General features: G+C 69.0%; 15 protein-coding genes. 9 read left to right on the plus strand and 6 right to left on the minus strand.

Annotation, left to right across the window (positions count from 1 at the left end; genetic code table 11):
- Positions 1-19: 19 nt before the first annotated feature.
- Entirely contained in the window at positions 20-493 is a 474-nt protein-coding gene (locus ACLZN2_RS33985; protein WP_416983259.1) for a MarR family winged helix-turn-helix transcriptional regulator, read from the minus strand.
- Positions 494-618: 125 nt separating this feature from the next.
- Here ACLZN2_RS33985 and ACLZN2_RS33990 point away from each other — a divergent pair, with 125 nt between their 5' ends.
- Positions 619-954, plus strand: a complete 336-nt coding sequence (locus ACLZN2_RS33990) for a YnfA family protein (protein WP_416983260.1) — start codon at positions 619-621, stop codon at positions 952-954.
- A gap of 19 nt (positions 955-973) precedes the next feature.
- Here ACLZN2_RS33990 and ACLZN2_RS33995 read toward each other — a convergent pair whose 3' ends face one another.
- A complete protein-coding gene (locus tag ACLZN2_RS33995) occupies positions 974-1411 on the minus strand; it encodes an ester cyclase (protein WP_416983261.1) in 438 nt (145 codons plus the stop codon).
- Positions 1412-1553: 142 nt separating this feature from the next.
- Between ACLZN2_RS33995 and ACLZN2_RS34000 the strand changes: the two genes are divergently transcribed.
- Entirely contained in the window at positions 1554-2330 is a 777-nt protein-coding gene (locus ACLZN2_RS34000; RefSeq protein WP_416983262.1) for an SDR family NAD(P)-dependent oxidoreductase, read from the plus strand.
- Positions 2330-2512 (plus strand): hypothetical protein, encoded by a 183-nt coding sequence (locus tag ACLZN2_RS34005; RefSeq protein WP_416983263.1) that lies wholly within the window; start codon positions 2330-2332, stop codon positions 2510-2512. The genes ACLZN2_RS34000 and ACLZN2_RS34005 overlap by 1 nt, the downstream gene beginning before the upstream one ends.
- Before the next feature lie 4 nt (positions 2513-2516).
- Here the strand turns inward: ACLZN2_RS34005 and ACLZN2_RS34010 are convergent, their stop codons facing one another.
- Positions 2517-2819 carry a hypothetical protein gene (locus ACLZN2_RS34010; protein ID WP_416983264.1) on the minus strand — a complete coding sequence of 101 codons (303 nt, stop codon included), beginning with the start codon at positions 2817-2819 and terminating at the stop codon, positions 2517-2519.
- Positions 2807-3091 (minus strand): hypothetical protein, encoded by a 285-nt coding sequence (locus ACLZN2_RS34015; protein ID WP_416983266.1) that lies wholly within the window; start codon positions 3089-3091, stop codon positions 2807-2809. The genes ACLZN2_RS34010 and ACLZN2_RS34015 overlap by 13 nt, the downstream gene beginning before the upstream one ends.
- 289 nt (positions 3092-3380) lie before the next feature.
- On the opposite strand from ACLZN2_RS34015, the gene ACLZN2_RS34020 reads away from it, so the two are divergent.
- Positions 3381-4175, plus strand: coding sequence for a hypothetical protein (locus ACLZN2_RS34020; RefSeq protein WP_416983267.1), 795 nt, complete (start codon positions 3381-3383; stop codon positions 4173-4175).
- A 35-nt stretch (positions 4176-4210) separates the two neighbouring features.
- Here the strand turns inward: ACLZN2_RS34020 and ACLZN2_RS34025 are convergent, their stop codons facing one another.
- Positions 4211-5404, minus strand: a complete 1194-nt coding sequence (locus tag ACLZN2_RS34025) for an RtcB family protein (RefSeq protein ID WP_416983268.1) — start codon at positions 5402-5404, stop codon at positions 4211-4213.
- Between the two features lie 225 nt (positions 5405-5629).
- Between ACLZN2_RS34025 and ACLZN2_RS34030 the strand changes: the two genes are divergently transcribed.
- From ACLZN2_RS34030 to ACLZN2_RS34040, 3 genes are all read left to right on the plus strand, one after another.
- Positions 5630-6466: a DUF3558 domain-containing protein gene (locus tag ACLZN2_RS34030; protein WP_416983269.1), complete on the plus strand. Its 837-nt coding sequence runs from the start codon at positions 5630-5632 to the stop codon at positions 6464-6466.
- 118 nt (positions 6467-6584) lie between these two features.
- Positions 6585-7541 (plus strand): DUF3558 domain-containing protein, encoded by a 957-nt coding sequence (locus ACLZN2_RS34035; protein WP_416983270.1) that lies wholly within the window; start codon positions 6585-6587, stop codon positions 7539-7541.
- A gap of 84 nt (positions 7542-7625) precedes the next feature.
- Positions 7626-8951, plus strand: coding sequence for a DUF2637 domain-containing protein (locus ACLZN2_RS34040; RefSeq protein ID WP_416983271.1), 1326 nt, complete (start codon positions 7626-7628; stop codon positions 8949-8951).
- 56 nt (positions 8952-9007) lie between these two features.
- Here the strand turns inward: ACLZN2_RS34040 and lysS are convergent, their stop codons facing one another.
- The gene (lysS, locus tag ACLZN2_RS34045; RefSeq protein WP_416983272.1) at positions 9008-10780 is read right to left on the minus strand and encodes a lysine--tRNA ligase; all 1773 of its coding nucleotides are present in this window, start codon (positions 10778-10780) and stop codon (positions 9008-9010) included.
- 183 nt (positions 10781-10963) lie between these two features.
- Here lysS and ACLZN2_RS34050 point away from each other — a divergent pair, with 183 nt between their 5' ends.
- On the plus strand, positions 10964-13273 hold the full coding sequence (locus tag ACLZN2_RS34050; RefSeq protein WP_416983273.1) for a PA14 domain-containing protein: 2310 nt from the start codon (positions 10964-10966) through the stop codon (positions 13271-13273).
- 106 nt (positions 13274-13379) lie between these two features.
- Positions 13380-15134 carry an arginine--tRNA ligase gene (gene argS / locus ACLZN2_RS34055; RefSeq protein WP_416983274.1) on the plus strand — a complete coding sequence of 585 codons (1755 nt, stop codon included), beginning with the start codon at positions 13380-13382 and terminating at the stop codon, positions 15132-15134.
- Positions 15135-15144 lie beyond the last annotated feature (10 nt).

Genomic DNA, 15144 nt, shown 5'->3' on the forward strand with positions numbered 1-15144 from the left:
CCGTGTCCCGCATGTCCCCCTACACCCGGCCTTCCCGCAGTCGCGCGATCCGCTCCCCGTGGAACTCCACCGTCCGCCGCATGTGCCGCACGATCACCGCCAGTTCGGCATCCGCCAGATCCGCGAACAGGGGCGTACGGTCCCCGCCCAGCCGCTCCCACATCCGCCCGAACTCCGCGATCCGCTCCGGCACCGGCGCCACCAGCACCCGCCGCCGGTCGCCCGCGTCCCGCTCGCGGACCACGTACCCCGCCCTCTCCAGCCGGTCCACCAGCCGCGTCGCCGACCCCGTGGTCAGCCCCGTCAGCTCGGCCACCCGGCCCGCCGTCACCGGCTCCGGCTCCAGCGTCAGCAGGTTCAGACACTGCAGATCGGTCGGATGCAGCCCGAGCCGGTCCGCCAGCGCCTGGTTGAACAGCGCGTACGACGCCACGTACCGGCGGGAGACCACGGACAACTCGTCCAGCAGCCTCGACCGCACGTTCCCGGACATCGCCCTACCCCTTCGTCAGCGCCGCCTGCCGAGATCGTACTCAGGGACAACAGGTGAAGCCCGTGAGGCAGGAGGGGCAGCAGGCGCGGCGGGTGAAAAAAGGCGCGCATGCGAGGCTGACCCGCATGCTGATCCTCCGCTCCGCCGCCCTCTTCGTCCTCGCCGCGCTCTTCGAGATCGGCGGCGCCTGGCTGGTCTGGCAGGGCGTACGCGAGCACCGCGGCCGGCTCTGGGCCGGCGGCGGAGTCCTCGCCCTCGGCGCGTACGGCTTCGTCGCCACCTTCCAGCCCGACGCCCACTTCGGCCGCGTCCTCGCCGCGTACGGCGGGATCTTCGTCGCCGGCTCGATCCTGTGGGGCGTCGTCGCCGACGGCTACCGCCCCGACCGCTGGGACATCACGGGCGCACTGATCTGCCTCGCGGGCATGGCCGTGATCATGTGGGCCCCGAGAGGCGAATAACCGGTCGACAACCGGTGTTCTACTGCTTGTCCTCGGGCAGCAGCCCCAGCTGCTCCAGGAACTCCATCTCGTCGAAGTAGAGCCGGTAGTCGACGATCCGGCCCTCCGCGTCGACCGTCGCGAAGTCCACCCCGCGAATCCTGACCTCCTTGTTCGTCGCGGGCAGCGACTCCCCGGTCGGCAACTGGATCGGCCCGGTGTTACGGCCCCCGAAGTACCCCTCGTCGATGGCCGTGCTCCCGATCTCGTACGCGTGCACCGGCTCGTACCGCGCCTCCGGCACCGCGTCCGTCAGCTGACGCCAGTACTCGACGATGCTGTCCCGGCCACGCAGCTCCCCGCCGTCAGGAGTGACGGCGACCGCGTCCTGTGCGAAGAGCTCACCGACGACCTTCAGGTCCGTGTTCGTGGTCAGCGCCTCGGTGAGCCGGTCCATGACCTCTCGCGCCTGTCCCATGGTCCACCTCCCGGACAGAGGATCACCCGTCTCGATTTTCCCACCTATCCTGGCCGGACACCTACCCCGGCCGGACACCTATCCTGGCCGGACAGCCTTTCGAGGCTGGGGATTCTTTCGCGTACGCCCGAGGAGCAGTTCCATGGCCACCGCCGCACCGTCCGCCGCCTCCCGCATCGCCGTCGTCACCGGTGCGAGCAGCGGAATCGGCGCCGCCACGGCCCGCCGGCTCGCCGCCGCCGGCTACCGCGTCGTGCTCACCGCCCGCCGCAAGGACCGTATCGAGGCACTGGCCGAGGAGATCGTCGCGGCGGGCGGCTCGGCGACGGCGTACCAGTTGGACGTCACGGACCGCACGGCGGTCGACGAGTTCGCGACGGCCTTCACGACCATCGGCGTCCTGGTCAACAACGCGGGCGGCGCCCTCGGCGCCGACCCGGTGGCCACCGGCGACCCGGACGACTGGCGCACGATGTACGAGACGAACGTCATCGGCACCCTCAACCTCACCCAGGCCCTGCTGCCCAAACTGGACGCGAGCGGCGACGGCACGATCGTCGTCGTCTCCTCCACCGCCGGCCACGGCACCTACGAGGGCGGCGCCGGCTATGTCGCCGCCAAGCACGGCACCCACGTCCTCGCCGAGACCCTCCGCCTGGAGATCGTCGGCCGGCCCGTCCGCGTCATCGAGATCGCCCCCGGCATGGTCAGGACCGACGAGTTCGCCCTGACCCGCTTCGGCGGCGACGAGGACAAGGCCGCCAAGGTCTACGAGGGCGTCGCCGAACCCCTCACCGCCGACGACGTCGCCGACACCATCAGCTGGGCCGTCACCCGCCCCAGCCACGTCAACGTCGACCTCCTGGTGCTGCGCCCCCGCGCCCAGGCCTCGAACACCAAGGTCCACCGGGAGCTGTGATGAGCGCCGAGGAACAGCAGAAGCGGCAGGAGCAGCAGGAACCGCAGGGACTGCAGGAGCAGCCGCCGGTCCCGCGGGAGCACCACAACGAACGCCAGATGTGGTGGTGGCTCGGCTACTTCCTCTTCGGTATCCACATCGTGGCGTTCGTCATGATCTACGCGGTACGGCACGCGAAGTGACCGCTCAGGGGGCCTGACACCCCGGGTCGTCGACGATCACGGCGTTGGCCGGAATGATGATCACGTCGTCCTTGTCCTCGACCTGCACGAACTTCGTGGTCGCGTACGCCCGCTTGCCCTTTCCCACGCACTTGGTGGCGAGGTTCCCGAAACCGTCGGGGAAGTTGTAGACCTCGGCGGCGGAGTCGTCCCCCGCCTTCCCCGCCACCGGGGCGTCGGCCTTCCCCCGCTCGTCGTAGTACTCCCGCGAACACCCCCCGAGCGCCAGAACGAGCACGGCCACCACCCCCGCGCTCACCCACCGCACGACTTGTCCTCGACGATCTGCACATTGGACGGCCCGGTCGCGTTGGTCGTCACATAGGCCCGGAACCCGTGCCCCACACACTTCGTGGCCACGTTCCCGAACCCGTCCGGCATGTTGAACACCTCCGCCGGAGTGTCGTCCCCCGCCTTCCCCGCGACCGGAGCATCCCCCTTCCCCCGCTCGTCCTCGTACTCCTGCGAACACCCGCCAAGCAGCACCCCCACGACAAGCACGAGCCCCGCCACCGTCACCGACCCACGCATCCGCTGCATCCGACACCCCCGTGTCAACGAGCCGAACTGGCCAACCTAAGACACCAGTTCGCACCCCCACGGTTCCGAACCGCCCGCACAGGGTCACGCCGCTGAAGAAACGGCTCTCCTAAACCCATCCGAGTGAACGTCATCGATCACCCGGCCGGAGGGCAAACTGGCGATCTAGCCTCGCAAGAGAACGCCAAGACAACGGCCCCCGCCGGGGCGGCATCCCCGGCGAAGGCCTGACCAGCAAGGAAGGTAGGACTTCCTCATGGCTGACTGCGAGCCTAACGCCCACCGGTTCATGGACCTGACGATCCCCGAGTACGCGTACATGTTCGGGTTTCTGCAGGCGGATGGGCATCTCAAGCAAGGCCCCGGGAAGAAAGGCCGGTTGAGCGTTGAAATCAACGCACGGGACATTGATCTCCTACGGGAATTCCAGAAACTGACGCCGTACTACAGCAGCGTCAGGCAGCGCACCCGCTCCACAAACTTCGCCAAGACTTCCCACACAGCGATCTGGAGTCTGTGCTCCCTCGAAGCCAGGACCAATCTCAATGGACTCGGCCTGCCCTACGGGCGGAAGTCGGAAACGATCTCCCCACCGCTCGGCGAGTTCTCACAACGCGACTATCTGCGAGGCATCATCGACGCAGACGGGTCAGTCGGCTTCACCAGCCGTGACATTCCCTTCATCTCCTTGAGTACGAGTAGCACAGCCATCGGCGCCTACATGTGCTGGTACGCACAGACGGTTACTGGGGCCGTGCGCCACCCCCGCCGCAACAAGCGGGACAATGCCTACAACATCTTTTATGCAGGCAAGGCCGCGCAAGCGCTGACTTCTCACCTCTACTACCCGAACTGCATCTCCCTGAGGCGCAAGCAGGCGGTTGCCGAGAGGATCATGAACTGGGTTCGTCCGCCAGCCAAGAAGCCTGGTCCCGAACGCATCGAGTGGACGTCCGACAAGGACAAGATCCTCCTGTATGCGCAGTCCATTGACGAAGCCTGTGCCGAGTTGGGCCACTCCCAGAATGCCTGTCGCGCCCGCCTCACAAAATTACTCGACGGCGTTGCCCCTCTTCCCAACTAGCCAGCGCAGGGAGGCACGGTGCAACACCCCCCGGGCTAACCCTTCACACAGACAACCTGCTTCAGCTTCGCCACGACCTGTACCAAATCCCGCTGCTGGTCGATGACCTGCTCGATCGGCTTGTAGGCACCCGGGATCTCGTCCACGACGCCGGAGTCCTTACGGCACTCCACACCCCGTGTCTGCTCCTCCAGGTCCTTCGTCGAGAAGCGCCGCTTGGCCGCGTTGCGGCTCATGCGCCGACCCGCGCCATGCGAGGCCGAGTTGAAGGACTTCTCGTTTCCGAGCCCCTTCACGATGTACGAACCGGTGCCCATGGAGCCGGGGATGATCCCGTACTCACCGGAGCCGGCCCGGATCGCCCCCTTGCGGGTCACGAGCAGGTCCATCCCCTCGTACCGCTCCTCGCTCACGTAATTGTGGTGACAGGAGATCTCCGGCTCGAAGGTCGGCTTCGACTTCTTGAACTCCTTGCGGATCACGTCCTTGAAGAGCGCCATCATGATGGAGCGGTTGTACTTCGCATACTCTTGCGCCCAGTACAGATCGCTGCGATAGGCCGCCATCTGCGGAGTGTCCGCCACGAAGACCGCAAGGTCACGGTCGATGAGACCCTGGTTGTGCGGAAGTTTCTGGGCCACACCGATGTGATGCTCAGCCAGTTCCTTCCCGATGTTCCGGGATCCGGAGTGGAGCATCAGCCACACAGCATTCTGCATATCTATACAGAGTTCCGCAAAATGATTCCCCGAGCCAAGTGTTCCCATCTGCAAAGCCGCCCGCTCCCGCCGGAACTTCACCGCCTCCGCAACCCCGTCGAACCGCCCCCAGAAGTCGTCCCACCCCGCGGTCCCGAACCCGTGCAGGTGGGCCGGATCCACGGGATCCCCGTGCATCCCCCGCCCCACCGGAATCGCCTGCTCGATCTTCGAGCGGAGCCGCGACAGGTCACCGGGCAGGTCGTTCGCCGTCAGGGACGTCTTGACGGCCGACATCCCGCAGCCGATGTCGACGCCGACCGCGGCCGGACACACCGCACCCTGCATCGCGATGACCGACCCGACCGTCGCGCCCTTTCCGTAGTGGACGTCCGGCATGACCGCCAGGCCCTTGATCCACGGCAGGGTGGCGACGTTGCGCAGCTGCTGGAGTGCCCCGTCCTCCACCGACGCCGGATCGGTCCACATCCGGATCGGTACCTTCGCGCCCGGCATTTCCACGTACGACATATCGTCCCCAATCCCCCGGATTCACAGCAGAAGTCTCAACTCGCAAAACCGGCGCCAAGGTCAAACGAATGGGACAACGGACCGGCGTCCACGGTGTTGCGTGCGATACACATTGTCTGCTGGGGCCGCCCCCGTCCGGCAAGCGATTAACCAGCGGGGACACTGGACCAAGATCGCCACCCGATCGCCACCGATCACCACGCGAACCGTCGAGAGGAGCCGACCGTGCACCGGAAGGCCTACGTACCCGGCGTCGCCGCACTCCTCGCGGCGCTGCTGGCCGGCTGCACCGGCAGCTCGGACAACGGCGGTTCCACGGACGACTCCAACCCCGGCGAGGCGGGCACGACCTCCGCCACCGCGCAGCCCGGCAAGTACACGACCCTCCCCGAAGCCTGCAGCGCCATCGGGCAGTCGACCCTCGGCTCCCTCCTGCCCGGCATCAAGGAACTCGCCGACGAGCGGCAGCGCGAGACCGCCTACGAGGGTGAGGCGTCGCCGACGTTCGACACGGACCGCAAGGTCGGCTGCCGTTGGAAGGTGCAGTCGACGGACGCCACCAACCACCTCTTCGTCGACCTCGAACGCGTCGTCTCCTACGACAACTCCGTCAGCGACGACGACGAGGCGGAGGAGTTGTTCGCGAGGAAGGTCACCGCAGCAGACCTCCCGGAGCCGACGGCCTCCGAGTCCACCACGGAGAGCCCCGCGTCCAGTTCACCCAGTTCGCCCGGTCCATCCGGTTCGTCGAGCCCGTCCCCTTCCTCCTCCGCCTCGTCCTCCGCCTCGTCCTCCGCGTCCCCCTCCGCCACTCCCACCGACCTCCAGCCCCGTCTCCTGGACGACCTCGGTGACGAGGCGTTCGTCGACGACGCGCTCAGCAGCTCGGGTTCGACGGTGAAGCAGCGCACGGTGACTGTGGCGTTCCGCACGTCCAACGTGATCGTGACCATCCAGTACGAGGAGCAGCCGGCGACGGTCGGAACCGTCCCGGACAGCGAGGAAATGCAGGACAAGGCCCGGAAACTGGCTTCTCAGCTGGCCGACTCCCTGGCCGGATAACGGCCTTCGGGGCGTGTCCGCGGCGGGTCCGCAAAGCGGGTGAAGCGGAACCGCACAGCTGCCTCACCGCGTACCGTGGCCCCTCGGACCCGATCCGACCGCAGGAACCACGAGCGTCATGAGTGAAGGAACCATGCAGCGACGAGCCCAGCGAGACGACCAGTTTGACCAGCGCGCCACCCGCATGGGAGGCCTGAACCGCGTCCTGGCCGCCGCGCTCGCGGTGCCCGTGATGGTGTTCGCGGCGGCGTGCTCCTCGGACTCCGACTCGGACTCTGGCTCCAGCACCACCGCGGCGGACGACGCGCAGGGTGCGGGCGGCACCGGTGATGTCGCCGTGAGTTCCTCTCCCACCGTGCAGGCGGCGGCGTACGCGAGTCTGCCGAGTGCCTGCAAGGTGCTGTCGAAGAAGACGCTGACCGGCCTGGTGCCGAAGGGGACGTCCTCCGGCAAGGAAGGCGATTCCTCCGACACCGGCGCCCGTACCAGCTGCTCCTGGTCGAGCCTGGACAACAACGGGGTGAAGGGCTCGCAGTTCCGCTGGCTCAATGTCTCCCTGCTGCGGTTCGAGTCGGACGCGGCGACCGGTGATGCCGAGTCACAGGCGGAGACGTACTACGCGAAGCAGGTCAAAGCCGCCCAGACGGTGTCGGGTGCGAAGAACGCCAAGACGGAGACGGTCACCGGGACGGGCGACGAGGCGACGGTGGTGCGCTACGACCTGAAGAAGAAGGAGGGCGCCTTCAAGCAGCAGACGGTCGTGGCCCGGGTCGAGAACGTCGTCATCACGCTCGACTACAACGGCGCCGGTCTGGCCGGCGAGAAGACGCCGAGCGCGGACACGCTCACGGCGTCCGCGAAGAAGGCCGCCCAGGAGGTCGTGGCCGCGGTGAAGTCCGCCAACGGCGAGGGCAGCGGCGGCAGTTCGGGCGCCACGACGAGCCCGACCCCCACCAAGTCGGCGTCGAAGTCCGCCTCCGCGACCCCGAACGCGACGGCGTCCAAGACCCCCTCCAGCACCGCCACGAACTCGGTCTCGAAGACGACGGCGAAGGCCTCGGCCACCAAACGCTGAGTGGAGCTGACGATCCGGCAACACGTGCGCCGCACACATGTGCCACCCTGTTGCGCGCAAGAACACGCAAGGGGAGGGGAGTAGGTGGCCGCGCCAATCCAGCTGACTCGGATGCACCGCGTTCTCATAGGCGTGGTCGTGACCGGCGCCGTGATCATCGCCGGCATCGGCTTCGCCGGCTCGTACGCGGCCGTGCGCGAGTTGGCTCTGAAGAAAGGATTCGGGAACTTCTCGTATGTGTTCCCGATCGGCATCGACGCGGGTATCTGCGTCCTGCTCGCCCTGGATCTGCTGCTGACCTGGATCCGGATCCCGTTCCCTCTGCTCCGTCAGACGGCGTGGCTGCTGACGGCGGCCACGATCGCCTTCAACGGCGCGGCGGCCTGGCCGGACCCGCTGGGTACGGGCATGCACGCGGTGATCCCGATCCTGTTCGTGGTCGCGGTGGAGGCCGCCCGGCACGCGATCGGCCGGATCGCGGACATCACGGCGGACAAGCACATGGAGGGCGTGCGCATCACGCGCTGGCTGCTCTCCCCCGTCCCGACCTTCCTCCTCTGGCGCCGTATGAAGCTGTGGGAGCTCCGTTCCTACGACCAGGTGATCAAGCTGGAGCAGGAACGTCTCGTCTACCAGGCCCGTCTGCGCTCCCGCTTCGGCCGGGCCTGGCGCCGCAAGGCCCCGGTCGAGTCCCTGATGCCCCTCCGCCTGGCCCGCTACGGCGTCCCCCTGGCAGAAACGGCCCCAGCAGGCCTGGCAGCAGCAGGCATAGAACCAGCAGTCCTCCCCCCGTCCCCCCCACACCAGGAGCTGCCGCCGGCAGCTGCGGGCAGTCGTGCCGCTGGGGCGGCACGGGTGGGCGCAGCGGCACCTCCCAGCGAGCAGCGGGGATACCTCGGCGGCGACCAGCCCTCCGGGCAACCCCTGTACGAACCCGAGCCCGGGCCCGACCAGAGCCCCTGGTTCCAGACACCCCCGCAAGAGGTCGAGTACCACGGCGGCTACAACCCCGACTACGACCCCACGTACGACCCTTCGGACCAGTACGCCCAGTGGTACGAGCAGGAGCAGCAGGCCACGCAGTACCGCGAGCAGTACGAGGAGGAACCCCCGGCCCCCGGCCAGGAACCGGCCCCGGAGGAGACCGGCACGTTCCCCATCCCGGTGGTCCCGGGCCGCACCCGCGAACTGGGTGGGGGCGGCGGCACCCCGGAGCCGGACGAGGACGCGTACTACCAGGTCTTCCGTGAGTCGATCAAGGGCGGGAACGGCGCGCCGACCCCCAAGGCGTTCATCGCCGACGTCGAGGCGACGTACGGCATCACGCTCCCCGAGGCCGAGTCGAAGCGCATGGTGAACCGCTTCTCCAACCGTCTCAACGCGGAACTCGCGGACGAGCACATCGCGTAAGCCACAAGAAAGAAAGCGCCCGGTACCTCACGGCACCGGGCGCTTTCGTCAGGCCGTCACTCCCCGAGCAGCCCCCGCACCCGCTCCTGCCCCACCGCGAGCAGCAGCGTGGGCAGGCGCGGCCCGGTGTCGCGCCCGACGAGCAGGTGGTAGAGCAGCGCGAAGAACGTCCGCTGGGCGGTCTTGATCTCCGCGGGCAGTTCCTTGGGGGTGGCGTCGACGGGGAAGCCGGCCTGCACCTTCGGAACGCCGTAGACGAGGTGCGTCAGCCCGTCGAGCGACCAGTGCTCGGCGAGCCCGTCGAGCAGCAGCCGCAGGGACTGCTGGGAGGCCTCGTCGAGGGACTTCAGGAGTTCGGCGTCGGGCTGCTCGCGTACGACGGTCCGCTGGTCGGCGGGGACGTGCGTGTTGATCCAGGCCTCGGCCTTGTCGTAGCGCGGGCGGGCCTCGTCGAGCGTGGCGAGCGGGTCGGACGGGTCCAGCTCGCTGAGGATCCGCAGCGCCTGGTCCTCGTGCCCGGCGGTGATGTCCGCGACGGACGCGAGCGTCCGGTACGGCAGCGTGCGCGCCGTCCTCGGCAGCTCACCGCCGGCCGTGCGCACGGCGCGGGAGTGCGCGGCGACGTCGCCCGGCAGCGCGGACCCGTCGGCGACCTTGCCGTCGAGCTTGTCCCACTCGTCGTAGAGCCGCTGGATCTCCTGGTCGAAGGCGATCTTGAAGGACTGGTTGGGGCGGCGGCGGGCGTAGAGCCAGCGCAGGATCTGCGGCTCCATGATCTTGAGCGCGTCGGCCGGAGTGGGCACGCCGCCCCGCGAGGACGACATCTTCGCCATGCCGGAGATGCCCACGAACGCGTACATCGGCCCGATGGGCTGCTTGCCGCCGAAGATCCCGACGATCTGCCCGCCGACCTGGAAGGAGGACCCCGGCGACGAGTGGTCGACGCCGCTCGGCTCGAAGACGACGCCCTCGTAGGCCCAGCGCATCGGCCAGTCGACCTTCCAGACGAGCTTGCCGCGGTTGAACTCGTCGAGCCGGACGGTCTCGGAGAAGCCGCAGGCGGTGCAGGCGTAGGTCAGCTCGGTGGTGTCGTCGGCGTAGGCGGTGACGGTGGTGAGGTCCTTCTCGCAATTGCCGCAGTACGGCTTGTACGGGAAGTAGCCGACAGCGCCGGCGCCCGAGCTGCCGTCGTCCTCGCTCGCCGCGCCGGAGCCCTCGGCGGCCTCCAGCTCGGCCTCGTCGACCGGCTTCTGGGACTGCTTGGCGGGCGCCTTCTTGGTGCGGTACTGGTCGAGGATCGCGTCGATCTCACCGCGGTGGGCGACGGCGTGCAGGATCTGGTCGCGATAGACCCCGGCGGTGTACTGCGCGGTCTGGCTGATCCCGTCGAACTCCACGCCGAGCTCGGCCAGCGACTCGACCATCGCGGCCTTGAAGTGCTCGGCCCAGTTCGGGTACGCCGACCCGGCCGGCGCGGGCACCGAGGTCAGCGGCTTGCCGATGTGCTCGGCCCAGGACTCGTCCACCCCGGCGATCCCGGCGGGCACCTTGCGGTAGCGGTCGTAGTCGTCCCAGGAGATCAGGTGGCGGACCTGGTGGCCGCGGCGGCGGATCTCGTCGGCGACGAGGTGCGGGGTCATGACCTCGCGGAGGTTGCCCAGGTGGATGGGGCCGGAGGGGGAGAGTCCGGACGCGACGACGACCACCGGAGCGGTAGCGAGTGATGTCACCGTGCCCGGGGCCCGACGCTCCGACTCCTCGATGACCTCATCCGCGAAACGGGAGACCCAGTCGGCGTGCTGGGCGCTCTGGGCGCTGCTGTCAGCCACGGTCGGCACGTCCTTCTTTCCTCTTTGTTCTGGTACGTCTCTGGTACGTCGTGGAGCTACGTCCTCGGAGCCGCGCCGATGCTCCGACGGGCCCCGTCGCCCATTGTCACCCGCGCCGGTTCCTGTCGGAAAACGGATTGGCCCGCCGTACAACCCCACGCGCCCCACGGATGTCCTCTCATCGTGATCACAGACAGATTCCGGGCCGGGCTGCGCGTGGGGGCGGCCGGACTCGCGATGACCTTGCCGACGGTCTGCCTCGTCCTCGCGGCGCCCGCCGCCGAGGCTGCCGTGACCTGCGGCGACACCACATTCAAGCGGACGTTCTACGCGAACACCTCGTTCTCCGGCACGCCGAAGAAGACGGACTGCGACGCCACGATCGACCAGTACTGGTCGGGCGCTCCGCTCTCCGGGATGGCCACGAACTACTTCGGTGTCCGTTGGTCGCTCACCCGCGACTTCGGTTCGGGCGGCTGTTTCACCTACCGCCTGTCCGGCACGGACGGCCTGCGGCTGTACGTGGACGGCGTGCGGAAGGTGAACAAGTGGACCAACACCGGTGACACCGGCAACAGCGTCCCGGGCACGTTCTGCATCGGCTCGGGCAGCCACACCGTACGCGTCGACCACGTGAACTGGACGGGCCCGTCCCGGGTGAAGTTCACCTGGCCCGCCTCGGTCGACAGCAGGGCGCCGCTCGCCCCGACCGGCATCACCACCACGTACGACGCGGCGACCAGCAGGGCGAGCGCCGGCTGGAGGAAGAACCGCGAGCTGGACATCGCCCACTACCGGGTCCTGCTGGAGACCACGACGGGTGGCGTGTCCCGCTGGACGACGACCGGCACCACCGCCTCGTACACGCTTCCGAGGGACGGCCGGAAGTACCGGTTCTGCGTCCAGGCCGTCGACAGGTGGACGAACTACGGCGCCACCGCCTGCGGCCCCTACGTCACCACTCCGGACAAGACGGCCCCGGCGGTCCCGGACGTGCGCGCCTCCGACGTGTCGGTGTCGGACGACCTGGGCACCCCGCGCGTCAACGTCTGGCTGGGCCAGGTGCAGCCGGCCGACGGCCCCGTCTTCACGCTGTGGCGTGCCACGGCGGCGGCCGGCCCGTTCACCAAGGTCGCCACCATGGACCTGCGGCAGACGCCGGGTGAGCAGTACCTGTACGACGAGACGGCCGCCGAGAAGCAGACGTACTACTACGCGGCGACGGCCACCGACACCGCCGGGAACACCTCGGCGCGCACCACTCCGGTCGCGGTGACCACACCGGATCTGACGGCGCCGGGCGCGGTGACGGGCCTCGCGGCCACGGCGGACACCGACGAGGTCGCGCTGGCCTGGAACGTGCCGTCGGACGACACCGTGCGCTGGGAGGTGTACGGCGCCGACGGCAGCGAGCAGCCGGTTCTCCTCGGCACGGCCACGGCCGCCGCGTACCACGACACGACGGCGAAGCCGGGCGTCACCCGTACCTACACCGTGTACGCCGTCGACGCGGCCGGTCACCGCTCCGCCCCGGCGAAGATCACCTCCCGGCGGCAGGTGGCGCCCGCCCTGCCCGTCTATCTGCGCCCGGACGCGAACGGCCGACCGGAGCTGCACATCCGGGTCGCCGCGGACAACGACCACAGCGGCGGCTTCCGGGTGTATTCCGGCAGCAGCGCCTCCACGGTCCGCACGAACCTGCGTGCCTGCGCGCCCGAGGAGATCTACCGCGACGACGCGTGGGTGGAGTACCGCTGTTTCCTCACCGACTTCGGCGGCTCGTCGGACCGCTACGTCACCGCGCTGGCCGTCGCCGCGAACGGTGTGACCTCCACCGACTTCAAGGCCGTGCGCTACGAGGACACCACCGCCCCGCCACTGCCGACCGGCTTCGCCGCCACCCCCGAGCCATGGGGCACGGCCCTGCGCTGGGACAGCTCCACCGCCGCCGACGTGCGCTCCTACTGGGTGCGCGCGGGCAGTCCCCAGACGGTCGACGGGGTGCGCACCTGCGCGGGCGGCGGCTCGACGACCCTGGCGGGCGACGCCACGTCCTTCCAGGACACCGAGGGCCTGCCGGACGGCGAGGAGCGCTGCTGGGAGCTGCGCGCGGTGGACGGCTCGAACAACTACACCGAGGCCGTCACCGTCTACGCGACCGAGCAGGACACCCGGCCCGCCGAGGCGACCGCGCCGGGCTCCCCGGTGACCGGCCTGGACGCCTTGGAGAACGCCGGTGACGTGGCCCTGAACTGGGACACGCTCGACGGCGCCACCGGCTACCGGGTCTACCGCTGGGACCGCTCCACGGGCGCGTACGAGCGGATCGCGGAGGGTGCGCTGGAGAATCCGAACACGGACTCCTTCCGCCACTACCGCGACGAGGATCCTCCGGCCGGCACCGCCGTCTACTACCGGGTGACGGCCGTGTACGCGGACGGCACCGAGTCCGCCCCGGCGCTCACGGCGGTGGCGCTGGCGCCGACGGCCTGACGCGTCGCCCACGCGGGCGGGCGGGAATCCATGCGACCGCCCGTCCGCCCGCGTGGGAGACTGGTGTCGTTTTCCATAGCCCTACGAGCGGAACGGCACCCACCTCATGGCCTCGGTCACGTCCCTCAGCGACTCCGTCCAGCAGCAGCTCACCTCCGCGATCTCCGCCGCCCTGCCGGGGGCCGACGCGGACCCGCTGCTGCGACGTAGCGACCGGGCGGACTACCAGGCGAACGGGATCCTGGCGCTCGCGAAGAAGAACAAGGCCAACCCCCGGGACCTGGCCACGCAGGTCGTCTCCGGCATCACCACCGGTGATGTGATCAAGGACATCGAGGTCTCCGGCCCCGGCTTCCTCAACATCACCCTCACCGACAAGGCGATCACCGAGAACCTCGCCGCGCGGTACGCGGACGGCGACCGTCTCGGCGTACCGGCCAAGGCGGACCCCGGCATCACGGTCATCGACTACGCCCAGCCGAACGTGGCCAAGGAGATGCACGTCGGCCATCTGCGGTCGGCGGTGATCGGCGACGCGCTGCGCGGCATGCTCGACTTCACCGGCGAGCAGACGATCGGCCGGCACCACATCGGCGACTGGGGCACCCAGTTCGGCATGCTCATCCAGTACCTGCTGGAGCACCCGGGTGAGCTGGCGCCGGCGTCGGAGGTCGACGGCGAGCAGGCCATGTCGAACCTGAACCGGGTGTACAAGGCGTCGCGCGCGGTCTTCGACGCGGACGAGGAGTTCAAGGAGCGGGCGCGCAAGAGGGTCGTGGCCCTCCAGTCGGGCGACAAGGAGACCCTGGACTTCTGGCAGCAGTTCGTGGACGAGTCGAAGGTCTACTTCTACTCGGTCTTCGAGAAGCTCGACATGGAGATCCGCGACGACGAGATCGTCGGCGAGTCGGCGTACAACGACGGCATGCCCGAGACCGCCCGCATCCTGGAGGAGATGGGCGTCGCGGTCCGCTCCGAGGGCGCGCTCGTGGTCTTCTTCGACGACATCCGGGGCAAGGACGACCAGCCGGTCCCGCTGATCGTCCAGAAGGCCGACGGCGGCTTCGGCTACGCGGCCTCGGACCTGACCGCGATCCGCAACCGGGTCCAGGACCTGCACGCCACGTCGCTGATCTACGTCGTGGACGTCCGCCAGTCCCTCCACTTCAAGATGGTCTTCGAGACGGCCCGGCGGGCGGGCTGGCTCACCGACGACGTCACCGCGCACAACATGGGCTACGGCACGGTGCTGGGCGCGGACGGCAAGCCGTTCAAGACGCGTGAGGGCGAGACCGTACGGCTGGAGGACCTGCTGGACGAGGCGGTGCAGCGGGCCGCCGAGGTCGTCCGGGAGAAGGCGCAGGACCTCACCGAGGACGAGATCCAGGAGCGGGCCGCCCAGGTCGGCATCGGCGCCGTGAAGTACGCGGACCTGTCGACGTCGGCGAACCGCGACTACAAGTTCGACCTGGACCAGATGGTCTCGCTGAACGGCGACACCTCCGTCTACCTCCAGTACGCGTACGCCCGTATCCAGTCGATCCTCCGCAAGGCGGGCGACGTACGCCCGGCCGCCCACCCGGAGCTCGAACTGCACCCGGCGGAGCGGGCGCTGGGCCTGCACCTGGACGCGTTCGGCGACACGGTCTTCGAGGCGGCGGCGGAGTACGCCCCACACAAGGTGGCGGCGTACCTGTACCAGCTGGCGTCGCTCTACACGGCCTTCTACGACAAGTGCCCGGTCCTGAAGGCCGAGACGCCGGAGCAGGTGGGGAACCGTCTCTTCCTGTGCGATGTCACGGCCCGCACGCTGCACCAGGGCATGGCCCTGCTGGGCATCCGGACGCCCGAGAAGCTCTGAGCGGCCTCAC

This window comes from Streptomyces sp. T028 (genome assembly GCF_048159505.1).
Classification (GTDB): domain Bacteria; phylum Actinomycetota; class Actinomycetes; order Streptomycetales; family Streptomycetaceae; genus Streptomyces.